This is a genomic window from Micrococcus lacusdianchii (assembly GCF_023155805.1).
GTDB classification, from domain to species: Bacteria; Actinomycetota; Actinomycetes; order Actinomycetales; family Micrococcaceae; genus Micrococcus; species Micrococcus lacusdianchii.
Genome location: NZ_JAKNUW010000003.1, coordinates 170,254 through 196,378, shown reverse-complemented (window position 1 = coordinate 196,378; position 26,125 = coordinate 170,254). Strand labels below are relative to the sequence as shown.

Genomic DNA, 26,125 nt, shown 5'->3' with positions numbered 1-26,125 from the left:
CGCGCCAACGGAAAGGACGGCTCCATGAGCGATGCCTCCCTGTCCGCGCCGGTGACGCCCCAGGGCGCGCCGGTCGACCCCTTCACCCGCTTCTCCGCATTCCCTGAGGCCCAGGGTCTGTACGACCCCGCCCGGGAGACGGAGAACTGCGGCCTCGCGGTGATCGCCACGCTGCGTGGCGAGCCGGGGCACGACGTCGTGCAACACGCACTCACGGCGTTGCGCGCCCTCGAGCACCGCGGCGCGGTGGGGGCGGACGAGGGCACCGGCGACGGCGCGGGCCTCCTGACCCAGATCCCGGACGCCCTGTTCCGTGCGGTGCTGGACGCCGAGCTGCCGCCGGCGGGGGAGTACGCCGCGGGCACCGCGTTCCTGCCCCGCGAGGGGGCCGAGCGCGAGCAGGCCCGCGCCGCCGTCGAGGACCTGGCCCGGGCCGAGGGGCTCGACGTCCTGGCCTGGCGGGAGGTCCCCACGGACCCGTCCGTGCTGGGCGAGGGCTCCCGGGCCGCGATGCCCGCGTTCGAGCAGGTCTTCCTCTCCTTGGCGGACGGGGAGGCCGGGGACGAGCCGGGGCAGTCGTTGGACGTGCGCGCATGGCGTCTGCGGCGTCGGGCCCAGAACCGGGCGGGGGTCTACTTCCCGTCGCTGTCCTCGCGGACCATCGTGTACAAGGGCATGCTGACCACCGCGCAGCTCGAGCCGTTCTACCCGGACCTCTCCGACGAGCGCTTCACCACGCTGCTGGGGATCGTGCACTCCCGATTCTCCACCAACACGTTCCCGTCCTGGCCGCTGGCCCAGCCGTTCCGGACCATCGCCCACAACGGCGAGATCAACACGGTCAAGGGCAACCGCAACTGGATGCGCGCCCGCCAGGCGCAGCTGTCCCACCCGATGCTGGGCGAGGTCCCCGAGGAGCTGTACCCGCTGATCAGCCCGATCGGCTCGGACTCGGCCTCGTTCGACGAGGTCGCCGAGCTGCTCATGCTCTCGGGCCGCCCGCTGACGCAGGCGATCATGATGATGATCCCGGAGGCGTGGGAGAACCACGCGACCATGGACCCGGCCCGCCGCGCCTTCTACCAGTACCACTCCATGCTCATGGAGCCGTGGGACGGCCCCGCGGCCGTCTCCTTCTCCGACGGCACGCAGGTGGGCGCCGTCCTGGACCGCAACGGCCTGCGCCCGGCGCGCTGGTGGGAGACGCGGGACGGACTCGTCGTGCTGGCCTCGGAGGTCGGCGTCGTGCCCCTGGACCCGTCCACCGTGGTGCGCAAGGGCCGCGTGGCCCCCGGCCGGATGTTCCTCGTGGACACCGCGCAGGGCCGGATCGTGGCGGACGAGGAGGTCAAGGCCGAGGTCGCCGCCGCCCGTCCGTGGGAGCGCTGGGTCCAGGAGAACCTCGTGGACCTGGACGCGCTGCCTGAGCGCGAGCACGTGCGCCACTCGGCGGAGTCCATCCAGCAGCGTCAGCGGATCTTCGGCTACACCGCCGAGGAGCTGCGCGTGCTCGTCGGACCGATGGCCGAGAAGGGCGCCGAGCCGCTCGGCGCGATGGGCACGGACACGCCCGTCGCCGTGCTGTCGACACGCCCCCGCCTGCTCTTCGACTACTTCACACAGTCCTTCGCCCAGGTGACCAACCCGCCGCTGGACGCGATCCGCGAGGAGCAGGTCACCTCCATGCGCACCGGCATCGGTCCGCAGGGCGACGTCCTGTCCACGGCGCAGGTGCGCACACGGCAGATCGACATCCCCTTCCCCGTGATCGACAACGACCAGCTGGCCCGGATCCAGCACCTGAGGGACGACGACGGCACCCGCCTGACGCTCAAGGTCACCGGCACGTACCGCGTGGCCGGCGGGGCGGAGGAGCTGCGCTCCCGCCTCAAAGAGCTCTGCGAGCAGGTCTCCGCCGCCGTGAACCGCGGGGTGGAGTACGTGGTGCTCTCGGACCGCGGCTCCACCGCGCAGTGGGCGCCCATTCCCTCCCTGCTGCTGACCTCCGCGGTCCACCACCACCTGCTGGCCAGCGCCAACCGCACCAGGACCTCGCTCGTGGTGGAGGCCGGCGACGTCCGGGAGGTCCACCACGTGGCCGCGCTCCTGGGCTACGGCGCCTCCGCGGTCAACCCCTACCTGGCCATGGAGTCCGCCGAGGAGCTCGTGCGCACCGGGGAGATCACCGGCGTCACCGCCGAACAGGCCGTGGCCAACCTCATCACCGCCCTCGGCAAGGGCGTCCAGAAGATCATGTCCAAGATGGGCATCTCCACGGTCTCCTCGTACACCGGCGCGCAGACCTTCGAGGCGCTCGGCCTGGCCCGCCGCTTCGTGGACCGCTACTTCGCCGGGACCACGAGCCCGCTCGACGGCGTGGGCCTCGAGGTGATCGCCGCCGAGATCCAGGCACGCCACGAGTTCGCCTACCCGCCGGACGGCAACGACATCAACCCGTACCGCGAGCTCGAGGTGGGCGGGGAGTACCAGTGGCGGCGCGAGGGCCCGCCCCACCTGTTCAACCCCGAGACCGTGTTCCGTCTCCAGCACTCCACCCGCGAGCGCCGGTACGACGTGTTCAAGGACTACACCCGCCGCGTGGACGACCAGGCCGCGGACCTGATGACCCTGCGCGGGCTGATGCGGTTCCGCACCGAGGGACGGACCCCCGTGCCGATCCGCGAGGTCGAGTCCGTCGCCTCGATCGTCACCCGGTTCTCCACCGGGGCCATGTCCTACGGGTCCATCTCACAGGAGGCCCATGAGACCCTCGCGATCGCCATGAACCGGCTCGGGGCCCGCTCCAACTCCGGCGAGGGCGGCGAGGACGTGGAGCGCCTGCTCGACCCGGAGCGCCGCTCGAAGATCAAGCAGATCGCCTCGGGCCGCTTCGGCGTGACCAGCCTGTACCTGGCCACGGCCACGGACCTGCAGATCAAGATGGCCCAGGGCGCCAAGCCCGGCGAGGGCGGCCAGCTGATGGGCGCCAAGGTCTACCCGTGGGTGGCGCAGACCCGGCACTCCACGCCCGGCGTCTCGCTCGTCTCCCCGCCCCCGCATCACGACATCTACTCGATCGAGGACCTCGCCCAGCTCATCTACGACCTCAAGCGCTCCAACCCCGAGGCGCGCGTGCACGTGAAGCTCGTCTCCGAGTCCGGCGTGGGCACCGTGGCGGCCGGCGTGGCCAAGGCGCGCGCCGACGTCGTGCTCATCTCCGGTCACGACGGCGGCACCGGCGCCTCCCCGCTGAACTCGCTCAAGCACGCGGGCACCCCCTGGGAGATCGGCCTCGCCGAGGCCCAGCAGACCCTCATGCTCAACGGCCTGCGCGAGCGCGTCACCGTCCAGGTGGACGGCCAGCTCAAGACCGGCCGCGACGTGGTGGTGGCCGCCCTCCTCGGCGCCGAGGAGTTCGGCTTCGCCACCGCCCCCCTCGTGGTCTCCGGCTGCATCATGATGCGCGTGTGCCACCTGGACACCTGTCCCGTGGGCGTGGCCACCCAGAACCCCGAGCTGCGCTCGCGGTTCACGGGCAAGCCGGAGTTCGTGGTGAACTTCTTCGAGTTCATCGCCCAGGAGGTCCGGGAGCTGCTGGCCGAGCTCGGCTTCCGCACCCTGGACGAGGCGATCGGCCACCGCGAGCTGCTGGACGTCGACGCCGCCCTGCACCACTGGAAGACCGAGGGCCTGGATCTCTCCGGCATCCTGTCCGACCCCTCCGTGGGACGCCGCGCCGGGCAGGCCGACGCGCCCATGCGACGCGGCACCTACCAGGACCACGGACTGGACGCGCACATCGACAACCGCTTCCTCGCTGGGTTGGGGGACACCCTGACCTCCGGCGAGCCGGTGACCCTGACGGACACCGTGGTGAACACGGACCGCTCCGTGGGCACCTTGCTCGGCTACCACGTGACCCGCGCCCGGCTCACCGACGACCTGCCCGCGGACACGATCACGGTGGTGCTCACGGGGGAGGCCGGCCAGTCGTTCGGGGCCTTCTTGCCCGCCGGCGTCACCCTGCGCCTGTCCGGTGACGCCAACGACTACGTGGGCAAGGGCTTGTCCGGCGGCCGGATCGTGGTCCGCCCGGACGAGGCAGCCCCGTTCGCCGCGGAGGAGAACACCGTGGCCGGCAACGTGATCGGTTACGGCGCCACCTCCGGCGAGCTGCTGCTGCGCGGCCAGGTGGGCGAGCGGTTCCTGGTGCGCAACTCGGGCGCCGCCGCGGTGGTCGAGGGCATCGGCGACCACGGCCTCGAGTACATGACGGGCGGCCAGGCGCTGATCCTGGGCCCGACCGGGCGCAACCTCGCGGCCGGGATGTCCGGTGGGCGCGCCTGGGTGCTGGACCTGGACCGCACGGACCTGAACCCGCTGGCCGTGCGGAACGACGACCTCATCATCGAGGCCCCCACCACGGAGGACCGGGAGTGGATCGTCGAGCTCCTGCGCGTGCATCGCGAGGAGACGGGCTCCGCCGTCGCCGAGCGGCTCTTGGCGGACCTGGAGGCCGGCGGCGAGGCCGCCGAGGCCGTCTGGGGCCGATTCACCACCCTGCTGCCGCGGCAGTTCGACCTGGTGCGGCGCACCCGGGCCGCCGCCGAGGAGGAGGGCCTCGACCCGGACGGAGACACCGTCTGGAACCGACTGCTGGAGGTGACCCGTGGCTGACCCGCGCGGATTCCTGAAGAACCGGGAGCGCGTCGAGCGCCCCACGCGTCCCGTGCCCGTGCGCATCATGGACTTCAAAGACGTGTACGTGCGCCAGGACGAGGCGGTCGTGCGGACCCAGGCGAGCCGCTGCATGGACTGCGGCGTTCCGTTCTGCCACTCCGGCTGCCCGCTGGGCAACCTCATCCCGGAGTGGAACGACCTGGTCCGCCGCGGCCACTGGGAGGAGGCGGCGGCACGCCTGCACTCCACCAACAACTTCCCCGAGGTGACCGGACGGATCTGCCCGGCCCCCTGCGAGGACTCGTGCGTGCTGGGGATCAACCAGCCGGCCGTGACCATCAAGCAGACCGAGGTGGCGATCGCCGAGCAGGTGTTCGAGCACGACTGGCTCGACCCGGTGGTCCCGGAGCGGCTCAACGGCCACACCGTGGCCGTGGTCGGGTCCGGCCCGGCCGGCCTCGCCGCCGCCCAGCAGCTCACGCGCGCCGGCTTCACGGTCGCCGTGTATGAGCGGGACGACCGCCTCGGCGGCCTCCTGCGCTACGGCATCCCGGACTTCAAGATGGAGAAGGACATCCTGGACCGGCGCATCGCCCAGATGGAGGCCGAGGGCACCCGGTTCCGCACGGGCGTGGAGATCGGCACGGACCTGACCTGGGACGCGCTCAAGGCCCGCTTCGACGCCGTGATCGTGGCCACCGGCGCTCCGGTGGGTCGTGAGCTGTCCGTGCCCGGTCGCAGCCTAGACGGCATCCACCTGGCCATGGACTACCTGGTCCAGGCCAACCACGCCTCCGCCGGCGACGAGGTCACCGACCCGATCAGCGCGGAGGGGCGGCACGTCGTGATCCTCGGCGGCGGGGACACCGGTGCGGACTGCATCGGCACCGCGCACCGCCAGGGTGCCGCCGCCGTCACCACCTTGGCCATCGGCCAGCAGCTGCCCGTGGAGCGCCCCGTCCACCAGCCTTGGCCCACCGTGCCCAAGGTGCACCAGGTGACCACGGCCGACGCCGAGGGCGGCGCGCGCGAGCACCTGGCCTCCACGCTGGAGTTCCTGGGCGACGAACACGGCCGCGTGCGCGCCCTCCGGGTGGCGGAGACCGAGATCCGGGAGGACGGCACGCGGGGACCGAAGCCCGGCACGGAGCGGGAGGTGAAGGCGGACCTCGTCCTGCTGGCCCTGGGCTTCACGGGCGTGGAGGAGGAGCACCTCACGGGTCAGATCGGCGTGCGCACGGAGCGCGGAGTGGTGTCCCGTTCGCGGACGTACGAGACGGACGAGCCCGGGGTCTTCGTGTGCGGCGACGCCGGTCGCGGCGCCTCGCTCGTGGTCTGGGCCATCGCCGAGGGCCGGGCCTGCGCGCAGGCCGTGGACGAGTCCCTCGAGTCGTGGTCCCGCCTGCCGCATCCGGTCAAGCCGACCGACCGCGGACTGGTGCTCGGCTGAGCGATGCATCTCACGACGACGCGCCGGACGCCCGCCCTCGGTCGGGGGCGGGAGTCCGGCCTAGGGTGGGACGTATGAGACACGCGAAGATCATCGCCACGTTCGGCCCGGCCACCGCGTCAGACGAGAGCACCCGGGCGATCATCCGGGCAGGCGTGGACGTGGTGCGCATGAACATGAGCCACGGAGACCACGAGGTGCACGCCGCCACCTACGAGCGCGTGCGCCGCCTCAGCGTGGAGGAGCAGCGCCCCCTGGCGATCTTCGCGGACCTGCAGGGTCCCAAGATCCGTCTCGCCCGGTTCGTGGACGGACCCCATGAGCTCGCCGAGGGGGACCGCTTCACCATCACCGTCCGCGACGTCGAGGGCACGCGTGAGATCGTCGGAACCACCCACAAGGGGCTGCCGGGCGACGTGGAGGTCGGGGACCCCCTCCTGATCGACGACGGCAAGGTGCGCCTGCGAGCCGTGGAGGTGACGGACACCGACGTCATCACCGAGGTCGTGGTGCCCGGGACCGTCTCGGACAACAAGGGGATCAACCTGCCGGGTGTGGCCGTCAACGTCCCGGCCCTGTCCGAGAAGGACGAGGACGACCTGCGCTGGGCCCTGCGCACCGGCGTCGACATGGTGGCGCTGTCCTTCGTCCGCGACGCCGCCGACGTGGACCGCGTGCACCAGATCATGGACGAGGAGGAGCGCCGCGTCCCGGTGATCGCGAAGATCGAGAAGCCGCAGGCCGTGGAGAACCTCGAGGCGATCGTGGACGCGTTCGACGCGATCATGGTGGCCCGCGGCGACCTCGGCGTCGAGCTGCCGCTCGAGGACGTGCCCGTGGTGCAGAAGCGCGCGATCGACCTGGCTCGCCGCTGGGCCAAGCCCGTGATTGTGGCGACCCAGGTGCTCGAGTCCATGATCGAGAACCCGCGCCCCACGCGCGCGGAGGCCTCCGACTGCGCCAACGCCGTACTCGACGGCGCGGATGCCGTCATGCTCTCCGGTGAGACCTCCGTGGGCGCCCACCCGGTGACGACCGTGGAGACGATGGCTCGGATCATCGAGTCGACGGAGACCCACGGTCTTGAGCGGATCCTTCCGCTCACCTCCCGGCCCCGCACCCGCGGGGGTGCGATCACCCGGGCCGCCGTGGAGGTCGCCGTCCAGCTGGACATCCCGTTCCTGGCGACGTTCACGGAGTCCGGGGACTCGGCGCGCAGGCTCTCCCGCCTGCGTCCGCGGCAGCCGGTCTACGCGTACACCCACCGGGAGCACACTCACAACATCCTGTGCCTGACGTGGGGCGTCTACCCGAAGATGGTCCCGTTCGCGGAGACCACGGACCAGATGACCGCGCTGGTGGAGGAGTCCCTGATGCGCGAGGGCATCGCCGAGCACGGCGACCTCGTGGTGATCGCCGCCGGCTCTCCTCCCGGCAAGGTCGGCTCGACCAACACCCTGCGCGTGCACCGGGTGGGCGACGGCGTGGCCGAGGGCGCCACCGCCATGCCCCGCGAGGAGCGTGAGCCGGTCGGCTTCTGGCACGACCCGGAGCTCTGAGTCCGCCGGGGCTCAGGCCCCCATCTGCTCCACCACCGTCCGGGCCACCTCGCGCATGCTCAGGCGGCGGTCCATCGAGGTCTTCTGGATCCACCGGAAGGACTCGGCTTCGCTGAGGTTCAGCTGGGCCTGGAGCAGCGCCTTGGCCCGGTCGATCAGCTTGCGGGTCTCGAACCGGTCGCCCAGGTCCCGGACCTCCTCCTCGAGGCCGCGGATCTGGTCGAACCGGGCCACCGCGAGCTCCACCGCAGGCAGCAGGTCCTTCTCGGTGAAGGGCTTGACCACGTAGGCCATGGCCCCGGCCCGGGCGGCGCGCTCCACGAGGTCGCGCTGGGAGAACGCGGTCAGCATCACGACGGGGGTCAGACGCTCGGCGGAGATCTCTCCGGCCGCGGCGATCCCATCCATCACGGGCATCATCACGTCCATGACCACCACGTCCGGGCGATGCTCACGCGCCGCGGCCACGGCCGCCTGGCCGTCGCCCACCTCCGCCACGACGGTGTGCCCGGCCGCCGTGAGGGTCTCCACGACGTCGAGACGGATCAGTGCCTCGTCCTCGGCGACGACGGCGCGCAGGCCGGGGGTCTCAGCGGAAGGGGTCATCGGTGCTCCTCGGCGGTGCGGCGGGACGGGGTGGACCGCGTCCGCACGGCGCCCGCTGCGGCGGGCCGACCGGCGTCGACGGCGGCACGCGCCCACCCTACTCGGCGGTCCGGGTGCATCGCGCGGGGGCATGCCCCACCACCGGCCGGTACGGGACCGGGCGGCGGCTGGCTGGTACTGTGGGCAGGTCCCGCCGATCGGCGGGCACGCCCGAATGGTGGAACCGGTAGACACGCCGCACTCAAAATGCGGTGCCGAGAGGCGTGTGGGTTCGAGTCCCACTTCGGGCACCGAGGACGCCCCGCACCCCAGACCCGCCAGGAGGCCAGTCATGAGCGCAGCACGGTCCCGCGCCGTCAGCCTCCTGGCCACCGTGTGCCCCCGGCGCGCCGTCGGCACCAACGGGCAGGTCTCCGAGTGGGGCCGCCTCCTGGCGGGCGAGCCGCCGCATCTGCGCTGACCGGTGTCCGTCGCCGCCCCGAGCGGCCCCGGACGCCGCCTCCGCCGTCCTGATCCCACGAGAACCCGGGGTGTCCATGCTCCTGCTCAGCCTCCTGCTCGCCGTCGCCGCCGTGGCGGCGTCCTGGCCCCTCGCGCGCCTGCTCGGCCGTGACGCGGGCTGGGTGCTCGCCCTGCCGCTGCTGGCCGCCGCCGGCGTGCTTGCGTCCGCGTGGACGGCCGGCGTCCGCGCGGAGCCCCACCCCTGGATCCCGGCGATCGGCGTGGACCTGGACCTGCGGCTGAACGGCCTGGCGCTGGTGTTCGCGATGATCGTCCTGGTGATCGGCGCCGGCATCCTGGCCTACTCGAGCCGCTACCTCGGCGCGGACCGCGCGGCCTCCCGGCCGCACACGTTCTACCTGCTGATGACGGCCTTCGCCGCCTCCATGCTGCTGCTGGTCCTGGCGGACAACGTGGTGGTCCTCTTCGTGGCGTGGGAGTTCACCTCCTTCGCCTCCTTCTTCCTCATCGGGCGCTCGGGGGACCACGGCCGCGACCCCGCCATCCGCACCCTGCTGGTGACGGTCGGCGGCGGTCTCGCCCTGCTGGCCGGCGTCGCCCTCATGGCCGTGCGGACCGGCACCGCCTCGCTGTCCGGGGTGCTGGCCTCGGACGCGTGGTCCGACGCGGGCTTCACGACCACGGTGGCCGTCCTGCTGGCGGTGGCCGCGTTCACCAAGTCCGCCCAGTTCCCGTTCCAGGCGTGGCTGCCGGACTCGATGGTGGCCATCTCCCCGGTCTCCGCGTACCTGCACGCCGCCGCCATGGTCAAGGCCGGCATCTTCCTGCTGCTGGTGTTCAGCCCGGTCCTGGCCGGGAACCCGGTGTGGTCCGCGCTCCTGATCGGCTCCGGCCTGACCACGGCCCTGCTGGGCGCCGTCTCCGCGATCCGCCGCCACGACCTCAAGGGCCTGCTGGCCTACTCCACGATGAGCCAGCTGGGCCTGCTGGTGACCGCCATCGGCATCGGCACCCCCGTCGCCCTGACGGCGGCCATCGTGCACACCGTGGCCCACGCACTGTTCAAGTCGGCGCTCTTCATGCTGATCGGTGTGGTGGACCACGAGGCCGGCACGCGCGACCTGCGCGAGCTCGCCGGCCGCCACGTGCGGATGCCGGTCACCGGCACCGCGATCGCCGTCGCGGCCCTGTCGATGGCGGGCATCCCGCCGCTGTTCGGCTTCGTGTCCAAGGAGGGCCTGATCGAGGCCTCCCTCCACACCCCCGGGCCCGCATGGGCGCCGGTCCTCGTGACGGCCGGCATCGCCCTCACCTCCGTGTTCACCGTGGCCTACTCCGGCCGGCTCGTGCTCGGCGCCCTGGGCCTCTGGGGCCCGAGCCCGGACGGGGCCGCCCACGCGTGGCCGGCCGGCCGGGGGGACGAGGTCCACGAGGCGCCCGCCACCTTCTGGGGCGTCCCCGTGCTGGCCGCGGCCGCGGCCCTGGCCCTGGGCCTGCTGCCCGGCGTGCTGGACACCCCCGTCTCCCACGCGGCCGCGGCCGCCTCCGGCGAGGAGGTGGACGCGCACCTGGCGCTATGGCACGGCGTGAACACGGCCCTGCTCGTCTCCGCCGCCGTCATCGTGCTCGGTCTGCTGCTGGTGGCCCTGCGCCGCCCGGTGGAGCGCGTGGCCTCCCACGCCGCCCTGCCGTTCTCGGCCCTGGATGCGGTGGACGAGGTCCGGCACCGGCTGATCGGCGTCGGCGCGGTCGTCTCGCGCGCCTCCGGCACCCTGGCCCCCCGCACCCACCTCCTCATCCCCGCCCTGGTCCTGGGGCTTCTCGCCGTGGCGGGTGTCGCCACGGTCGAGGACCTGCCCGCCGTCGTCGGCCAGCCCTCGCGCTGGCACGACTGGGTGCTGGTCGTCCTGGTGGGCGCCGGCGTGATCGCCACCATCCGCGCCAAGACGCGCATCGCCGCCATGGTGGTGGTCGGCGTCGTAGGGTTCGGCATGACCCTGTGGTTCCTCACCCTCGGCGCCGTGGACGTGGCCCTGACCCAGCTGATGGTCGAGGTGCTCACGGTGTGCGTCATGGTGCTGCTGCTGCGCCGCCTGCCCGCCCGCTTCAGCGACGAGCCGACCCCGCGCAGGATGCAGGCGGTCCTCGCCGCCTCCGTCGCCGGCGTCGCCGCGACCCTCGGCGTGCTCGCGTTCACCGGCCGCTCCAGCATGTCGGAGATCGCCCACTTCTACCTGACCCAGAGCTACGCCCAGGCCGGGGGGACCAACGTGGTGAACGTAATCCTCGTGGACTTCCGCGCCGTGGACACGTGGGGCGAGATGACCGTGCTCGGGGCGACGGCGCTGACCATCGCGGCCCTGCTGCTCAACCGTCGGCCGACGCCCCCGCAGCCCTCCGCCGTGGACATGCGCTCCCCACTCGCCCACGTGCGCGAGAACCTCGTCCACATCCGGGTGTTCGGCCGCGTCTTCGGCGTCCTGATCATCCTGCTGTCCGCGTTCCTGCTGCTGCGCGGGCACTACGAGCCCGGCGGCGGCTTCATCGCCGCACTGGTCGCCGGTGCCGGCTACGCCCTGCTCTACCTGGCCGCCGACTCGGACACGGCCCCGGAGCTGCAGTGGCCGTACCTGGCCTTCATCGGCTCGGGCATCGCCGTCGGAACCGCGACGGGGATCGTCGGCTATCTCACCGGCAAGGGCTTCCTCGGAGCCGCGGGAGTGAAGGTCCTGGACTACGGGCTCTCCACCACGCTCGCGTTCGACATGGGCGTGTACCTGGCCGTGATCGGCCTGATCGTGGCCGCGTTCTCCCTGCTCGGCCCCGAGCGGCCGGGTGAGGACCCGCTCCGCGCCTCGAGCCGTGACCCCGGCGTCGCGCCGGAGCCCCCGTCCCCCGAACCCTCCGCCCCGACCACCACGACCGCACGAGAGGAGGCCACCCGATGACCGTCGCCCTCACGGTGGGAATGCTGACCTTCGGCGCGTTCTACCTGTTCTCCAAGCGCGAGCTGCTGCGCGTGATCCTCGGCATGGTCCTGCTGGGCCACGCCGCCAACCTGGCCATCATCGCCGCGGGCGGCACCGACCGCCGCGGGCTGCCCTTCGCGGGGACCTCGGACGTCGAGGTGCAGGCCGACGCCCTGCCGCAGGCCTTCGTCCTGACCGCCATCGTGATCGCCTTCGCGATCACCGTGCTGCTGCTCGCGCTGGCCGTCACCGGGCGCGCGGACGACGCGGTGGCCTCGCCGGGGGAGACCCGCGACTCCCTGGAGCAGGCCGCCGCCGACGCGCGCTTCCCGCGCGAGGAGCGGCACGCCGCGGCCGGCCGGATCGCGCAGCACTACGCCGACCAGGGCCCGGGGGTGCGTCGATGAGCGCCGTCCCCCTGAGCCAGCTGCTGCCCCTCTTCGCCGCCGTCCCGCTGCTGTCCGCCGGTCTGCTCGTGCTGGCGGGGGAGCGCCCCCGCATCCACCGGGCCGTCCTGTTCACGGTGCTCGGACTCGTCACCGCCGGCGGGCTGGCCCTGGGCGTCCGCGCCCTCGACGGGTCCGTGCTCGCCACCTCGCTGGGCGGCTGGCCTGGGGGCATCGGCATCGGCTTCGCGGCGGACATGCTGTCCGCCCTGATGCTCGTGCTCACGAGCGCCCTCACGATCGTGGGCGCGGCGTTCGCCTACGGCTCCCGCGTCGCGAACTCCCAGTTCTTCGCCCCGCTGCTCCTGATCCTCATCGGCGGCGTCAACGGCGCCCTGCTGACGGCGGACCTGTTCAACCTGTTCGTGTTCATCGAGGTCATGCTGGTGCCCAGCTACGGCCTCTACGTCCTCTCCGCCAACCGCCGTGAGCCCCTGCGCCGGGTGGACGGGGCGCGGCTGTACGTCACGCTCAACCTGCTGACCTCCACGATCCTCCTGGTCGGCGTCGGCTTCGTCTACGGGCTGACCGGCTCGGTGAACCTCGCGGTGCTCGCCGGGTCCGCCGCGGCGGACCCGCGCATCGCCGTCGCCGCGGGCATGGTGCTGTTCGCGCTGTCCATCAAGGCCTCGGTGGTCCCGCTGCACGGCTGGCTGGCCTGGGCGTACTCCTCCACCTCCCCGGCGGTGACGGCACTCTTCGCCGCCCTGCATACCAAGGTCGCCGTGTACGGGCTCTACCGGATCTACTCCGTGATGTACGACGGCGATGCGCGTCTGCTGCCGCTCATCCTGGTCCTGTCCCTCGCCACCCTCGTGGTGGGTGCGCTCGCCTCGGTCGGTGAGCACGGTGTGCGCGCCGTGTTGTCGTGGCAGATGGTGAGCGGCATCGGCGGCATCCTCGTCGGACTCGGGCTCTCCACGCGCCTGGGTCTCGCGGCGGGCCTGTTCTACCTCGTGCACCACATGGTGGCGATGGGCTGCCTCCTGATGGCCGCCGGCGCGATCGAGGTGCGCTACGGCACCGGCCGTCTCGCGGACCTGCAGGGCCTGGCCCGGCGCGAGCCGCTGATCGCCGTCGCCTTCTTCGTGGGCCTGCTCTCCCTGGTCGGCATCCCGCCCTTCTCCGGGTTCGTGGGCAAGCTCATGCTCGTCAGCGCCGGCCTGGACGCCGGCCGCGGTGTCACCGCTGCGCTGGTGCTGGGCGCCTCCCTGGTGAGCCTGTGGGCTCTGCTGCGGGTGTGGGACGCCTGGTTCTGGGGCGCTCCGACGGCCCCACACGGGCACCGCGAGCGCCTGGCCACCGCGGCCATGCCCATCGTGGGCCGGGCGGGCTCCGTGCCGTCGCCCTCCGGCCGCGGCTCGAGCACCGACCACGAGCGCACCGAGTCGTGGGCCTCGCAGGAGACCCTCGATCCGCCCACGGGCGTGCTGCCGGTGACCGTGGATCCGGACGAGGACGTCACGCGCTCCCGCATTCCAGGCCGGCTGGCCGCCCCCGCCGTCGTCCTAGCTATGGCCACCCTCGCCCTCGGGCTCGGCGGTCAGGCCCTGTGGACCGTCACCGACCTCGCGGCGCAGGGCCTGATGGACCCCAGCAGGTACATCGAGGCGGTGCTCAACCCATGAGCACCGCACTCCCGCAGCCTCCGGAAGGAGACGCCCCCATGCACACCGCCGCCCCCGCCGACGGGACCGTCGACCTGGCGCCCGGCACGGCCTCCGCCGTGTCCTGGCCTTGGCGGTGGCTCGTGTTCTGGTGCTGGTACGCGTGGGCCCTGGTGACCTCGTCCGAGGCCGTCATCAAGGACCTCGTGACCCCCGGCGACCAGGCGCGCTCGGGCATCGCCCGCGTGCGCAGCAACTGCCGCACGGACGCCGAGGTCACCCTGCTCTCGGCGCTGATCACCCTGACGCCCGGCACGCTGACGCTGGGCACCCGGCGTGCCGGGGCCGTGGGTGACGAGGACGGCGACCCGGACGCCCGCCGTCTGCTCTACGTCCACGGCCTGTACGCCGACGACGCGGACGCCCTGCGTGCGGAGATCCACGACATGGAGCGGCGCATGCTCCACGCGATGCGGAAGACGGGGGTGGCGTGATGCCGTTCGCCTACGACTGGTCCCACGTGGGGATCGACCTGGCCATCGGGCTGCTGACGGTGGCGGCGCTCGTGTCCGCCTACCGGATCGTGGTGGGACCGCTGGACGCAGACCGCGCGGTCTCGGGCGACCTGCTCACGTTCAGCGTGCTCGGGATGCTCGTGCTCTTCGGCGTCCGGACGAACAACCCGTGGACGTTCGACCTGGTGCTCATCGCGTCCATCGTCGCCTTCCTGTCCGGCATGTCCCTGGCCCGCGCGCTGACGCGCGGCAAGCGTTGAGGAGGTCGCACCCGTGGACGTCATCCTGACCGTGGTCGGCTCCGTGCTCGTGGTGATCGGCGCCCTGGTGTTCGTCACCGCCGGCCTGGGCCTGGTCCGGTTCCCCGACCCCTACACCCGCATCTCCGCCGTCGGCACGGCCGGCGGCGTCGGGATGATCCTGATCGTGGTGGGCGCCCTGCTGCTGGCCCCGAGCGTGTCCGCGCTCGTGAAGGTCGCCCTCATCGTGGTGCTGCAGCTCGGGTCGGCGTCCGTCGCCACGATGGCCCTGGGCCGCTCGGCCTATCTCACCGGGGTGCCCATGAGCCCGGGCCACTACGACGAGCTCGCCGAGGACACCCCCGGCCGCGAGGGCGGCCGCCCGGCGCCGCGGCTGCCCGACATGGACTGAGGCGCGGGGCGACCAGTCCGGGCGGCGGCCCTCAGCGCGCGTCGAGGAGCATGTTCGTCATGCGCACGGTGGACAGCCGCCGGCCCTGCTCGTCCGTCATGACGATCTCGTGGGTGGTCAGCGTCCGGCCGAGGTGGATTGCGGTGGCTGTCCCGGTGACCAGCCCGGAGCGGATCGCCCGGTGGTGGGTGGCCCCGATCTCCGTCCCCACGGCGCCGCGGTCCGGCCCGGCGTGGAGCTTCGCGGCCATCGAGCCCAGCGACTCCGCGAGGACCAGGTGGGCGCCGCCGTGCAGGAGGCCCACGGGCTGCTCGTTGCCGGCCACCGGCATCGTGGCGACGGCACGCTCCGCGCTCAGCTCCAGGAAGCGGATGCCCATCTTCAGGGCCAGCGGGCTGACGCCGGCGCCGCCGAGGGCCTCGCGCAGGTCCGCGGTCAGGCCTGAGGCGGAGGCGACGGCGTCGCGCTCCTCCTCCGTCATCTCCGGCGTCACACCCGGGCGGAAGGCGAGGAGGCCGAGGACGTCGGCGGGAGAGGGGTCCGGCTGAGGGGTGGCGGTCATGCCCAGTAGGCTGGCATCTCGGAGTCGAGAGGAGCAACACCACATGGGGGAGACCCGCACCGCCGAGCCCCGACCGCGCCTGCTTGTGCTGGACGGCCATTCGATGGCCTTCCGCGCGTTCTACGCGCTGCCGGCCGAGAACTTCGCGACGGACACCGGCCAGCACACCAACGCTGTGTACGGGTTCACGTCCATGCTGCTGACGATGATCCGCCAGCAGGCGCCCACCCACGTGGCGGTGGCGTTCGACCTCTCCGGACCCACGTTCCGCTCCGCGGAGTACACGGAGTACAAGGCCGGCCGCTCCGAGACCCCCGAGGAGTTCGCGGGGCAGATCGAGCTCACGGTGAAGGTCATGGACGCCCTCGGGATCCCGACCCTGACCAAGGAGGGGTACGAGGCTGACGACATCGTCGCCACCCTGTCCGCGCAGGCGGAGGCCGCCGGGTGGGAGGTGTGCGTGGTCTCGGGGGACCGGGACGCCTTCCAGCTGATCTCGGACTCGACCACGGTGCTGTACCCCACGCGTGGTGTCTCGGAGGTGCCCGCCATGACGGCCGAGACCGTCAAGGCGAAGTACGGGGTGTGGCCGGCGCAGTACCCCGAGCTGGCCGCGCTCGTGGGGGAGTCGGCGGACAACCTGCCGGGTGTGCCCGGCGTCGGACCCGGGTTCGCGGCCAAGTGGCTGGACAAGTACGGGGACCTGGACGGCGTGCTCGCCCACGCGGACGAGATCACGGGCAAGAAGGGCGAGGCCCTGCGCGCCCACCTCGACGACGTCCGCCGCAACCGCCGCCTCAACGCGCTCGTGCGCGACCTCGAGCTGGACGTGGCCCTGGAGGCCATGGAGCTGACCATGCCCGAGCGCGAGCCGGTGGAGGAGCTCTTCGACGCGCTCCAGTTCAACCGCATCCGCGAGCGCGTCTTCGAGGTGCTCGCGGAGCGGCTCGGCTCCGACGCGCCCGTCGCCGCGGTGGAGGCCGCCCCCGAGCCGGTCGTCGCGACGACGGCGGCGCCGCTGCGCGACTTCCTCGCCGCCCACGCCGGTGCCCTCCTGGGCCTGCACGTGGCCGTCGACGGCCCCGACCTGTTGCCCAAGCGCAAGGTGCCCGTGCCCGGCACCTTCGGCACGCCCGTCGGGGTGGCACTCGCCGCCGAGGACGCCGCCGTGTACGTGGACCTCGACGTCGCCGACCCGGATGAGGAGCTGGTGACCGCCGTGCGCGGGGTCCTCGCCGACGCCGGCACGGACAAGGCCGTGCACGACCTCAAGCGGGTCCTCAAGGCCCTCGCCGCCCCCACCCGGCCCACCGCGCTGGGCCCGGAGGCCGCCCTCGAGGGCGTGGTGGACGACGTCGCGCTGTCCGCGTACCTGATCCAGCCCGACCGGCGCGACGTCGACCTCGCCGCCCTCGCCCAGGCGCACCTGGGCATCCCGCTCGAGGCCCCCGAGCAGGCCCCGGCCGAGCAGGACGCCCAGGGCGCGTTCGACCTCGACGGCGGCCAGGCGGCCGCCGCGCGCGCGGCCCGCGCCGCACGCACCGCCCGCGCAGCGTGGCTCGTGCGCCGGCTCTCCGTGGAGTTCACCCCCCAGGTCCTGGACCGCGGTGCGCAGCGGCTGCTCCAGGAGATGGAGATCCCGCTCGCCCGGCTGCTCGCCCGCATGGAGCTGACCGGCATCGCCGTGGACCGGGACGTCCTGGACGGGCTCCACGCGGACTTCACCGAGCGCGCCCAGGCCGCCAAGGAGTCCGCCTGGGCATCCGTGGCGGAGGAGACCGGGGGCATGCAGGTCAACCTCGGCTCGCCCAAACAGCTCCAGGAGGTGCTCTTCGAGCACCTCGACATGCCCCGGACCCGCAAGACCAAGACGGGCTACTCGACCGACGTGGACTCCCTCCAGGACCTGCTGGAGCAGACGCAGCACCCGTTCCTGGAGAATCTGATGGCGCACCGCGACGCCACCAAGCTCAACCAGACCGTCGAGGGCCTGCGCGAGACCGTGGCACCGGACGGGCGCATCCACACCACGTACTCGCAGACCGCGGCCGCCACCGGGCGCCTGTCCTCCCTGCACCCCAACCTGCAGAACATTCCCGTGCGCACCGAGGCCGGCCGCCGCATCCGGGAGGCGTTCACGGCCTCCGCCGTGGACGGCGAGGACGCCGTCCTGCTCTCCGCCGACTACTCGCAGATCGAGATGCGCATCATGGCGCACCTGTCCGAGGACGAGGGGCTGATCGAGGCCTTCCGGTCGGGGGAGGACCTGCACTCCTTCGTGGGCTCCCAGGTGTTCGGCGTCGAGCCGGAGGAGGTCACCGCGGAGCAGCGCTCCAAGGTCAAGGCCATGTCCTACGGCCTCGCCTACGGGCTCTCCTCCTTCGGCCTGTCCAAGCAGCTGAAGATCGGCGTGGACGAGGCCCGCGGCCTCATGAAGGGCTACTTCGACCGGTTCGGCGGCGTCCGCGACTACCTGCGCGACATCGTCGCCCAGGCCCGCCAGGACGGCTTCACCTCCACCATCGAGGGCCGCCGCCGGTACCTGCCGGACCTGAGCTCGGACAACCGGCAGCTGCGGGACATGGCCGAGCGCGCCGCGCTCAACGCGCCGATCCAGGGCTCCGCCGCGGACATCATCAAGCGTGCGATGCTCGACGTCCAGGCCGGCATCGAGGAGCAGGGCCTGCGATCCCGGCTGCTGCTGCAGGTGCACGACGAGCTCATCCTCGAGGTCCCGGCCACCGAGCTGGAGACGGCGACGGACCTGCTGAAGGAGCGCATGGGGCGGGCCGCGGACCTGTCCGTCCCCCTGGACGTGCACGTGGGACGAGGGGAGAGCTGGCATGCCGCGGCGCACTGAGGGCGGGCAGGCCTCCGGTGTCGCCGCCCCCGCCCCCGCCCGCCCGTCGGACGCCGTGCGCGCCCACGCCGACCGGATGGAGCGCCGGCTCGCCGAGGACGGGCTGGCGCTGCGGGACCTCGGCGTCCTCGAGACCGACGACCCGGCGGCGGCGCTGTTCCTTGGCGCCGTCGAGCGCGGCTTCTACGAGCAGGTGCCCACGGGGGAGCACCTCCGGCAGGTCCTCGCTGGGCACGCGGCGGACGGCCGCCGACGGCTGGGCGTGTGGGAGCGCGACGCCGCCCCGGCCGCCACGGCCCCGGTGGGCACGTTCGAGGACTTCGTCCAGCCCCTCACCACGTGGCCGGGCCGGACCGTGGACGCATGGCTCATCAGCGACGTCACAGTCTCCCCGGGGCACCGGCGCCGGGGGATCCTGCGCGCCATGATGCTGCGCTCCCTCGCCGACGCCGCACGGGCGGGGCTCGCCGTCGCCGCTCTCACCGCCTCCGAGGCCGCCATCTACGGCCGCTTCGGCTTCGGCGCGGCTACCCGCTGGCGCCGCGTGCACGTGGATGTGCGGCACGCGCCCGAGCTCACCGGCCCGGAGACCGAGGGCACGGTCGTGCCTGCCGATCCGAGGGCCATCGGCTCCCTCGTGGACGGGCTCTACCAGCGCGTGCGCCTGCTGCACCCCGGCACCGTCCAGCGGACCGCGTCCTACCTGCCGCGCTGGGAGGACCGCTCCCTCAGCAGGAACGAGGGGAAGGGATCGGGGCTGTTCGCCGCCGTCCACCGCGACCCTGCCGGTGAGGTCCAGGGCGTGGCGCTGTACCGGTTCGCAGGCTGGGAGACGGAGCCGATCACCGTGACGGTGGAGGCGTTCCTCGCCGCCACCGCCGACGCGCGGCGCGGCCTGCTCCGGTTCCTCGCCCGGCTGGACCTCGTGCAGCGCCTGTCGTGGGAGCGCGCCCCGGGGCCGGGCTGGGTGGAGGCGATGTTCGTCGACGAGCGCCGCGTGCGCGCGGACCGCGGCGGCGACGACCTGTACCTGCGGGTCCTGGACGTCCCCGCGGCCATGGCCGGCCGTGGCCACCGGACGGACGGCACGGCCGTCGTCGCCGTGTCCGACCCGCTGGGACCGGCCGACGGCGTGTGGCGGCTGGCCGTCGAGGACGGCCGGGGAAGTGCGGAGCGGCTCGGCCCCGCAGCCTCCGCAGCCGACCTCGGCGCCGAGACCGCGATGGGCGTGGACCGGTTCTCCGCCCTGTGGCTCGGCGGCGCCGAGCGCGGGGCCGGGGCCGCCGTGCTGGCCGAGGCCGGTGTCGTGCGGGAACTGGCACCCGGCGGGGCGGACCGCCTCGATGCGCTCCTGGCCCCGCTGCGCCCCCTCCACTCGCTGACGGGTTTCTGATAGGCTGGCCTAGCACTTTCGTGCGCATTCAGTACTGTCCATCTCAACCCACGTCGGGTGGGGGCACCGGTGTGCCCCGCGGCCCTCGTCCCGAGGCGCCTGACCGGACGTGATCCCAGATCCCAATCGGAGTCCCTCCTACATGACCACCACTTCCAACGCCCCGCAGGTCGCCGTCAACGACATCGGCACCGCCGAGGACCTCCTCGCCGCCATCGACGAGACCATCAAGTACTTCAACGATGGCGACCTCGTCGAGGGCACCGTCGTCAAGGTGGACCGCGACGAGGTCCTGCTCGACATCGGCTACAAGACCGAGGGCGTCATCCCGTCCCGCGAGCTGTCCATCAAGCACGATGTGGACCCGGACGAGGTCGTGGCCGTGGGCGACTCCGTCGAGGCCCTCGTCCTCACCAAGGAGGACAAGGAAGGCCGCCTGATCCTCTCCAAGAAGCGTGCGCAGTACGAGCGCGCCTGGGGCGACATCGAGAAGATCAAGGAGGACGACGGCGTCGTCGAGGGCACCGTCATCGAGGTGGTCAAGGGCGGCCTCATCATCGACATCGGCCTGCGCGGCTTCCTGCCCGCCTCGCTCGTGGAGATGCGCCGCGTGCGCGACCTGGCCCCGTACATCGGCCAGAAGCTTGAGGCGAAGATCATCGAGCTGGACAAGAACCGCAACAACGTGGTCCTGTCCCGCCGCGCCTGGCTCGAGCAGACCCAGTCCGAGGTCCGCTCCAACTTCCTCCACAAGCTGGAGAAGGGCCAGGTCCGCGCCGGCACCGTGTCCTCGATCGTCAACTTCGGCGCCTTCGTGGACCTGGGCGGCGTGGACGGCCTCGTGCACGTCTCCGAGCTGTCCTGGAAGCACATCGACCATCCCTCCGAGGTCGTCGAGGTGGGCCAGGAGGTCACCGTCGAGGTCCTCGAGGTGGACATGGACCGCGAGCGCGTCTCCCTGTCGCTGAAGGCGACCCAGGAGGATCCGTGGCAGCTGTTCGCCCGCACCCACGCCCTGGGCCAGGTCGTGCCGGGCAAGGTCACCAAGCTCGTCCCGTTCGGCGCGTTCGTGCGCGTCGAGGACGGCATCGAGGGCCTCGTGCACATCTCCGAGCTGGCCTCGCGCCACATCGACACCGCGGAGCAGGTCGTGTCGGTCAACGACCAGCTGTTCGTCAAGGTCATCGACATCGACCTCGAGCGTCGCCGCATCTCCCTGTCGCTCAAGCAGGCCAACGAGGGCGTGGACCCGGACGGCACGGAGTTCGACCCGGCCCTGTACGGCATGGCTGCGGAGTACGACGAGGAGGGGAACTACAAGTACCCGGAGGGCTTCGACGTCGAGACCAACGAGTGGATGGAGGGCTTCGAGTCCGAGCGCGCCGCGTGGGAGCAGCAGTACGCCGACGCGCAGTCCCGCTGGGAGGCCCACAAGGAGCAGGTGCGCCGCTCCCTGGAGGAGGAGTCCCAGGCCGGCGCCGAGGCGCCCGCCTCCGGCGGCTCCACCTACTCGTCCGAGGCTCCGGCCTCCGACGGCGGCACCCTGGCCTCCGACGAGGCCCTCGCCGCCCTGCGCGAGAAGCTCACCGGCAACTGAGGGACGCGGCCGGGCGCGCTCCGTTGAGCACCGCCTGACCCGCCCACCGACGGGCCCTGTCCTCCTCCGGGAGGGCGGGGCCCGTCGCCGTCCGCACGGACAAGGGCCCGCGCTTCAGAGGCGCGTGGACACCGTGACCGTGAACGTCCGGTCCCGGGCGACCTGCCGGGTCGGTCCGACGGCGGCCTCCAGCACCGGGCGGTGCCGCAGGTGGGAGTTCCACACGCACCACAGCTGGCCGCCCGGGGCGAGCACGCGTCCGGCGGCCCCGATCATGCGGTGGGCCACCGTGGGGTCCACCGCGGTGGCGTCATGGAACGGCGGGTTGAGCACGACGGCCCGCACGGAGGCGTCCGGCAGGGACTCCAGGGCGTCGTCCTGGACCGCCGTGATCCGGTCGGCCAGGCCGTTCGCGGCGGCCGTCGCCGCGGAGGAGGCCACGGCGTCGGCGGACTGGTCGCTGGCCAGGACGGCCGCCGCGGGCCACACCCGGGCGGCGACGACCGCGAGCAGACCGTTGCCGCTGCCGGCGTCGACGACGTCCGGCATGCCCGCCGGGGCGCGCCAGGGCAGCTCCACCTCGAGTCCGGAGGCAGTGCGCATGCTCCGGCTGCGGGGCGCCGGGAGCGCGGGGGAGTGCTCGAGGAGCGTGCGGGCCAGCAGCCGGCTGCCGGGGTCCGCGGCGGCGCCCCCGAAGGTGGCCCATCCGCCCGTGAGCGTCACCTCGCCCAGCCCCTCGAGGCGGTGGACCCGGCTGCGCGGGGCGGGGATAGCCGCGTCGGGGCGCGGGTGCGCCGCGGTGAGGGCGCGGGACTTGGACCGGCCTCGGCCGGGGACCACGGTCCGGAAGGAGCGGGCCAGGACGTCGTTCATGGCCGGGCTCATGTGCTTGTCCCGGCCCGCGCCCAGGACGAGCACGTCGCCGGCGGCGTGCACGGCCACCGCACAGGCGGTCAGGTGGAGCGCGTCCAGGGCGCGGGGCAGGGCCATGAGCACGGTGCGGGCACCGGCCAGCGTGCACCCGTCCACGCCCCCGACGGTCAGCTCGCCCCAGCCGGCGGGCAGGCGGCCGTCGACGTCGCGGAACAGGTCCAGGTTGTGGCGCACCGAGCGGGTCGCCGAGGCCTCGTCCAGGCCGAGGCGCACGTCGAGGCCCTGCGCCAGCAGTGGCAGGCAGACGGCGCCGTGCTGGTCGTGCAGCACGGCCACGGGGGACGGGTGGCGCCCGTCGGCGGCCCAGCCGGCCAGGGTGTCCACGAGGAGGACGTCGGCGGCGTCGTGCGCCTGCCGCTCCCGGGAGGCGGGCAGGGGCCAGCGCTCGAGACGGTCGAGGTCGAACTCCGCGCTCCAGTGCCGGGGCAGGGGGCGGCCGCCCACGTCGGGGGTGGTCAGGGACTGCGCGTCGAGGCGCGCGGCGTCGGGGGTGGCGTCCACGGCGTCCATCCTAGGAACGCTCCTCGGGGTCGTCCGTCCAGGCGTGCCCGGCCTGTTCCGCCCGTCCGAGGCCGGAGGTGATCCGGGCCAGGGCGGCGTGCACGCCGTGGACGGCGTGCGGCGTGTCCGTGACGCCCACCTCGACGACGGCCTCGGGCCCGTCCCATCGGATCGCGGCCACCTGTGCGCCCGCCAGTTCGAGCTCGTGGGCCCAGCGGCCGGCGTCGCCGTGGGGCGCCGCGACGGCGAACAGGGCGCGGCGCCGGCGCGTCACGAGCGGTGCGGCGTCGAGGGCGCGGCTGACGGCGTCCGAGTAGGCGCGCACGAGCCCGCCGGCGCCGAGCTTGACACCGCCGAAGTACCGGACCACCACGGCGGTGACGTCGGTCAGGTCGGCGCGCCCGGGTGCCGTCTCGCGCAGGGCGAGCGCCTGCAGCATCGGGACGCCTGCCGTGCCGGCGGGCTCACCGTCGTCGTTGGAGCGCATGCGGTCCCGGTCGGGTCCCAGGATCCAGGCGCTGCACACGTGGCGGGCGTCGTGGTGCCGCCGGCGCAGGGCGGCGACCACGGCCCGGGCCTCGTCCTCGGTGGTCGTACGCGCCAAGTAGGCCAGGAAACGGCTGCGGCGGACCTCTTCCTCGTGCCGCACCCAGCCGTCCTCCTGCGCGAGCGAGGCCGCGGGGACGGTGCACGCGACGGGCCCGGAGGGCCGGGACGCGTGGTCAGGGTGGTCAGGGGAGGGCATGCCCGCCAGCCTAGGGCTGCGGGACCCGCGCCGGCACGGCCGGAGGCAAGGGCAGGAGGGTGCGTCAACCACTGGCCCCTCGCTAGGCTGGGTGTTCGTGCCCACCGTCCACCAGCCCCGGTGTGAGCCGATCGGATCGGCCGCGTCGGGGTCCCGACAACCGGATGAGACACCCATGTCATCACCCCTCACCAGACTCCACGACCGCCTGGGACTGCGCACCTCCCCGGCGATCTTCTTCTCCGCCGCCCTCGTGGTCGTCCTGTTCACGGCCGCCATGAGCATCTTCCCCGCGCAGGTCCAGGGCCTGTTCGGGATCGGGGCCTCATGGCTCCGCTACGACATCGGCTGGTTCTACACCCTGAGCGCGACGCTCCTGGTCGTGTTCGCCCTGGGCCTCGCGTTCTCGAGGTACGGCCGCGTCAAGCTGGGCGACGACGACTCCCGGCCGGAGTACTCCGGCATCGCCTGGTTCGGCATGATGTTCGCCGCCGGCGTGGGCGCCGTCCTCATGTTCTGGGGCATCGCAGAGCCGATGTACCACTACGCGCTGCCGCCTCTGGAGGACACCGCGCCGTTCAGCGACAAGGCAGCGCACAACGCGCTGTCGATCGCGAACTTCCATTTCGGCGTCCACATGTGGGCGATCCTCATCGTGCCGGGTCTGTCCTTCGGCTACTTCACCTACAAGCGCAAGCTGCCGCCGCGCGTCTCCTCGGCCTTCTACCCGCTGATCGGCGACCGCATCCACGGCCCCATCGGCAAGACGATCGACACCATCTCCATCGTGTCCACCGTGTTCGGCGTGGCCGTGTCCACCGGCCTCGGCGCGCTGCAGATCAACGCCGGCATGAACTACGTGTTCGGCACCCCCGTGGCCGGGTGGATCCAGGCGCTGATCATGGCCGTCATCACGGCTGCCGCGATCACCTCGGTGCTCGCCGGCATGGACAAGGGCGTCAAACGCCTCTCCTACATCAACATCCTCATGGCGATCGCCCTGATGGTGTACTGCCTCATGTGGGCCGCCTCGTCGATGGACGTCGTCCGCGGCACCGTGGAGTCCGCCGGCCGCTATGTCTCCTCGCTTCCCCTGTTGAGCACCTTCAACGACACCTTCCATTCGGGTGAGTGGTCCGGTGCCTGGACCGTCTTCTACTGGGCGTGGACCGTGACGTGGGCGCCGTTCGTGGGCATGTTCGTCGCGAAGATCTCGCGGGGCCGCACCATCCGTGAGTTCGTGAGCGCCTCGATCGGGCTGCCCACCCTCTTCGTCATCATCTGGATCGGCATCTACGGCAACTCCGCGTTCGCCATGGACCGCGCCTCCGCGGGGGCCCCGCTCACCGGCGGCGCCCTGACCCGGACGATCGTGGAGGAGGGCAACGTCCAGGCGGCCCTGTTTCAGTACCTGCAGGAGCTTCCGCTCTACCTGCCGATCGCCACGCTCGCGCTGATCATCATCGTGATCTTCTTCATCACCTCGATCGACTCCGGCGCCCTGGTGATGGACGCCATGGCCAACGGCCAGGAGGACGTCGTCTCCCGTCGTCAGCGCGTGTTCTGGGCGCTGAGCGTCGGCGCGGTGTGCACCGCGATCCTGATCACGTCCGGCGACGGCGGCCTGGACGCGCTCCAGGAGGTCATCATCGTGATCGGCTTCCCGGTCATGATCCTCACCGTCCTGCAGGCGGCTCTGCTCGTGCAGGCGCTGCGCGAGGACGCCGGCGCCGCCCGCCCGATCCGCACCCGCCAGTGGAAGCGCGTGCTCCCGGCGGAGGAGTACCACCGCCGCGCCCAGGAGGAGGGCGACGTCTCGGCGTACGTCATCCGGCCCGAGTTCGAGCCGGGCACCGAGCCGGAGTTCGACACGCACACCCCCAACACGTGGCACCAGCAGAAGGCCGTGGCCCAACGGGCCCGCGTCACCGTCGGTCTCACCGGCGGCGTCGCCACCGGACGCACCGTGGTCGGCGAGGAGTTCGAGCGCCTCGGCGCCGTCGTCGTGGAGTTCGACGACGTCGCGGAGGACCTGCTCGTCCCGGGCTCGCCCCTGCTCGAGGAGCTGCGGGACGTCTTCGGCGGCGAGATCATCCGGTGGGACGGCACGGTGGACCGGCGGGCGCTCGACCGGCTGACGAACCGCTCCGAGGCGGCGCGTCAGCGCTACCTCGAGGTCGTCACCCCCGCGGTCCGGAGCGAGGCGGACCGACGGGCGAAGGCGGTCGGCGAGGACGCGGTCCTCGTGGTCGACCTGGCGGTGCTCGCCGAGACCGGCAGCCATAAGGACTTCGACCAGGTGGTCACTGTCACCGCTCCCGCGGAGCAGCGTGTGGACCGGCTCATGGGCGAACGCGGTCTGACCCGCGAACAGGCGTGGGCCGTGATCGACGACGGCGCCGCGGACGGGGCACGGACCGAGATCGCCGACACGGTGATCGCCAACGACGGCACCCGCGAGGACCTCGCGGCCGCCGTACAGGCGTACTGGGACGAGCGCATCGTCCCCGTCCTGGACCCGGACGCCGCGGGCAAGGTCGGCTGACCTCCCCGGCACCCCACGGGCGCCCCTCCTCTGCTCGAGGACGG

General features: G+C 72.7%; 18 protein-coding genes and 1 tRNA gene. 15 read left to right on the top strand and 4 right to left on the bottom strand.

Annotated features, from left to right (window positions below; all coding sequences use genetic code 11):
* The first annotated feature begins 24 nt into the window (after nucleotides 1-24).
* The 3 genes from gltB (at nucleotide 25) to pyk (ending at nucleotide 7,689) form a co-directional block, all read left to right on the top strand.
* The gene (gene gltB, locus MA879_RS03275; protein WP_248123449.1) at nucleotides 25-4,677 is read left to right on the top strand and encodes a glutamate synthase large subunit; all 4,653 of its coding nucleotides are present in this window, start codon (nucleotides 25-27) and stop codon (nucleotides 4,675-4,677) included.
* Nucleotides 4,670-6,130 carry a glutamate synthase subunit beta gene (locus tag MA879_RS03270; protein ID WP_248123448.1) on the top strand — a complete coding sequence of 487 codons (1,461 nt, stop codon included), beginning with the start codon at nucleotides 4,670-4,672 and terminating at the stop codon, nucleotides 6,128-6,130. Before gltB ends, MA879_RS03270 begins: the two co-directional genes overlap by 8 nt.
* A 74-nt stretch (nucleotides 6,131-6,204) precedes the next feature.
* Nucleotides 6,205-7,689, top strand: a complete 1,485-nt coding sequence (gene pyk, locus MA879_RS03265) for a pyruvate kinase (RefSeq protein ID WP_248123447.1) — start codon at nucleotides 6,205-6,207, stop codon at nucleotides 7,687-7,689.
* A gap of 12 nt (nucleotides 7,690-7,701) precedes the next feature.
* Here pyk and MA879_RS03260 read toward each other — a convergent pair whose 3' ends face one another.
* Nucleotides 7,702-8,295, bottom strand: coding sequence for an ANTAR domain-containing response regulator (locus tag MA879_RS03260; protein ID WP_248123446.1), 594 nt, complete (start codon nucleotides 8,293-8,295; stop codon nucleotides 7,702-7,704).
* Nucleotides 8,296-8,503: 208 nt separating this feature from the next.
* Here MA879_RS03260 and MA879_RS03255 point away from each other — a divergent pair.
* The 8 genes from MA879_RS03255 to MA879_RS03225 all read left to right on the top strand — a co-directional run bounded on the left by MA879_RS03255 (nucleotide 8,504) and on the right by MA879_RS03225 (nucleotide 14,945).
* Nucleotides 8,504-8,585, top strand: a tRNA-Leu gene (locus tag MA879_RS03255).
* Nucleotides 8,586-8,626: 41 nt separating this feature from the next.
* Nucleotides 8,627-8,755 (top strand): hypothetical protein, encoded by a 129-nt coding sequence (locus tag MA879_RS12370; protein WP_282447536.1) that lies wholly within the window; start codon nucleotides 8,627-8,629, stop codon nucleotides 8,753-8,755.
* A gap of 76 nt (nucleotides 8,756-8,831) precedes the next feature.
* Nucleotides 8,832-11,705, top strand: a complete 2,874-nt coding sequence (locus tag MA879_RS03250) for a DUF4040 family protein (protein ID WP_248123445.1) — start codon at nucleotides 8,832-8,834, stop codon at nucleotides 11,703-11,705.
* Complete coding sequence (locus MA879_RS03245; RefSeq protein ID WP_248123444.1) at nucleotides 11,702-12,133, top strand: cation:proton antiporter subunit C; 432 nt, start codon at nucleotides 11,702-11,704, stop codon at nucleotides 12,131-12,133. Before MA879_RS03250 ends, MA879_RS03245 begins: the two co-directional genes overlap by 4 nt.
* Complete coding sequence (locus MA879_RS03240) at nucleotides 12,130-13,800, top strand: monovalent cation/H+ antiporter subunit D family protein (protein WP_248123443.1); 1,671 nt, start codon at nucleotides 12,130-12,132, stop codon at nucleotides 13,798-13,800. The genes MA879_RS03245 and MA879_RS03240 overlap by 4 nt, the downstream gene beginning before the upstream one ends.
* 38 nt (nucleotides 13,801-13,838) lie before the next feature.
* Nucleotides 13,839-14,273: a Na+/H+ antiporter subunit E gene (locus tag MA879_RS03235; RefSeq protein WP_248123442.1), complete on the top strand. Its 435-nt coding sequence runs from the start codon at nucleotides 13,839-13,841 to the stop codon at nucleotides 14,271-14,273.
* Nucleotides 14,273-14,554 (top strand): MrpF/PhaF family protein, encoded by a 282-nt coding sequence (locus MA879_RS03230; RefSeq protein ID WP_187357856.1) that lies wholly within the window; start codon nucleotides 14,273-14,275, stop codon nucleotides 14,552-14,554. Before MA879_RS03235 ends, MA879_RS03230 begins: the two co-directional genes overlap by 1 nt.
* 13 nt (nucleotides 14,555-14,567) lie before the next feature.
* On the top strand, nucleotides 14,568-14,945 hold the full coding sequence (locus MA879_RS03225; RefSeq protein ID WP_248123441.1) for a cation:proton antiporter: 378 nt from the start codon (nucleotides 14,568-14,570) through the stop codon (nucleotides 14,943-14,945).
* Between the two features lie 31 nt (nucleotides 14,946-14,976).
* Here MA879_RS03225 and MA879_RS03220 read toward each other — a convergent pair whose 3' ends face one another.
* Nucleotides 14,977-15,507: a hotdog fold thioesterase gene (locus MA879_RS03220; protein WP_248123440.1), complete on the bottom strand. Its 531-nt coding sequence runs from the start codon at nucleotides 15,505-15,507 to the stop codon at nucleotides 14,977-14,979.
* Nucleotides 15,508-15,550: 43 nt separating this feature from the next.
* On the opposite strand from MA879_RS03220, the gene polA reads away from it, so the two are divergent.
* The 3 genes from polA to rpsA all read left to right on the top strand — a co-directional run bounded on the left by polA (nucleotide 15,551) and on the right by rpsA (nucleotide 21,357).
* Nucleotides 15,551-18,367: a DNA polymerase I gene (polA, locus tag MA879_RS03215; RefSeq protein ID WP_248123439.1), complete on the top strand. Its 2,817-nt coding sequence runs from the start codon at nucleotides 15,551-15,553 to the stop codon at nucleotides 18,365-18,367.
* Nucleotides 18,351-19,760, top strand: coding sequence for a GNAT family N-acetyltransferase (locus tag MA879_RS03210; RefSeq protein WP_248123438.1), 1,410 nt, complete (start codon nucleotides 18,351-18,353; stop codon nucleotides 19,758-19,760). The genes polA and MA879_RS03210 overlap by 17 nt, the downstream gene beginning before the upstream one ends.
* Before the next feature lie 142 nt (nucleotides 19,761-19,902).
* Complete coding sequence (gene rpsA, locus MA879_RS03205; RefSeq protein ID WP_248123437.1) at nucleotides 19,903-21,357, top strand: 30S ribosomal protein S1; 1,455 nt, start codon at nucleotides 19,903-19,905, stop codon at nucleotides 21,355-21,357.
* 114 nt (nucleotides 21,358-21,471) lie between these two features.
* Here the strand turns inward: rpsA and MA879_RS12515 are convergent, their stop codons facing one another.
* Both MA879_RS12515 and MA879_RS03195 read right to left on the bottom strand, forming a co-directional pair.
* The gene (locus MA879_RS12515; RefSeq protein WP_248123436.1) at nucleotides 21,472-22,791 is read right to left on the bottom strand and encodes a class I SAM-dependent methyltransferase; all 1,320 of its coding nucleotides are present in this window, start codon (nucleotides 22,789-22,791) and stop codon (nucleotides 21,472-21,474) included.
* 10 nt (nucleotides 22,792-22,801) lie between these two features.
* Complete coding sequence (locus tag MA879_RS03195; RefSeq protein ID WP_248123435.1) at nucleotides 22,802-23,536, bottom strand: IMPACT family protein; 735 nt, start codon at nucleotides 23,534-23,536, stop codon at nucleotides 22,802-22,804.
* A gap of 175 nt (nucleotides 23,537-23,711) precedes the next feature.
* Here MA879_RS03195 and coaE point away from each other — a divergent pair, with 175 nt between their 5' ends.
* The gene (gene coaE / locus MA879_RS03190; protein ID WP_248123434.1) at nucleotides 23,712-26,081 is read left to right on the top strand and encodes a dephospho-CoA kinase; all 2,370 of its coding nucleotides are present in this window, start codon (nucleotides 23,712-23,714) and stop codon (nucleotides 26,079-26,081) included.
* The last annotated feature ends 44 nt before the right edge of the window (nucleotides 26,082-26,125 follow it).

Excerpts from the sequence above, each read along its gene's own strand:
- MA879_RS03245 (WP_248123444.1), top strand. The coding sequence starts at position 11,702 with ATGACCGTCGCCCTCACGGTGGGAATGCTGACCTTCGGCGCGTTCTAC.
- MA879_RS03220 (WP_248123440.1), bottom strand. The coding sequence starts at position 15,507 with ATGACCGCCACCCCTCAGCCGGACCCCTCTCCCGCCGACGTCCTCGGC.
- MA879_RS03210 (WP_248123438.1), top strand. The coding sequence starts at position 18,351 with ATGCCGCGGCGCACTGAGGGCGGGCAGGCCTCCGGTGTCGCCGCCCCC.
- MA879_RS12370 (WP_282447536.1), top strand. The coding sequence starts at position 8,627 with ATGAGCGCAGCACGGTCCCGCGCCGTCAGCCTCCTGGCCACCGTGTGC.
- MA879_RS03260 (WP_248123446.1), bottom strand. The coding sequence starts at position 8,295 with ATGACCCCTTCCGCTGAGACCCCCGGCCTGCGCGCCGTCGTCGCCGAG.
- polA (WP_248123439.1), top strand. The coding sequence starts at position 15,551 with ATGGGGGAGACCCGCACCGCCGAGCCCCGACCGCGCCTGCTTGTGCTG.
- rpsA (WP_248123437.1), top strand. The coding sequence starts at position 19,903 with ATGACCACCACTTCCAACGCCCCGCAGGTCGCCGTCAACGACATCGGC.
- MA879_RS03240 (WP_248123443.1), top strand. The coding sequence starts at position 12,130 with ATGAGCGCCGTCCCCCTGAGCCAGCTGCTGCCCCTCTTCGCCGCCGTC.
- gltB (WP_248123449.1), top strand. The coding sequence starts at position 25 with ATGAGCGATGCCTCCCTGTCCGCGCCGGTGACGCCCCAGGGCGCGCCG.
- pyk (WP_248123447.1), top strand. The coding sequence starts at position 6,205 with ATGAGACACGCGAAGATCATCGCCACGTTCGGCCCGGCCACCGCGTCA.
- MA879_RS03250 (WP_248123445.1), top strand. The coding sequence starts at position 8,832 with ATGCTCCTGCTCAGCCTCCTGCTCGCCGTCGCCGCCGTGGCGGCGTCC.
- MA879_RS03235 (WP_248123442.1), top strand. The coding sequence starts at position 13,839 with ATGCACACCGCCGCCCCCGCCGACGGGACCGTCGACCTGGCGCCCGGC.
- MA879_RS03195 (WP_248123435.1), bottom strand. The coding sequence starts at position 23,536 with ATGCCCTCCCCTGACCACCCTGACCACGCGTCCCGGCCCTCCGGGCCC.
- MA879_RS03230 (WP_187357856.1), top strand. The coding sequence starts at position 14,273 with ATGCCGTTCGCCTACGACTGGTCCCACGTGGGGATCGACCTGGCCATC.
- coaE (WP_248123434.1), top strand. The coding sequence starts at position 23,712 with ATGTCATCACCCCTCACCAGACTCCACGACCGCCTGGGACTGCGCACC.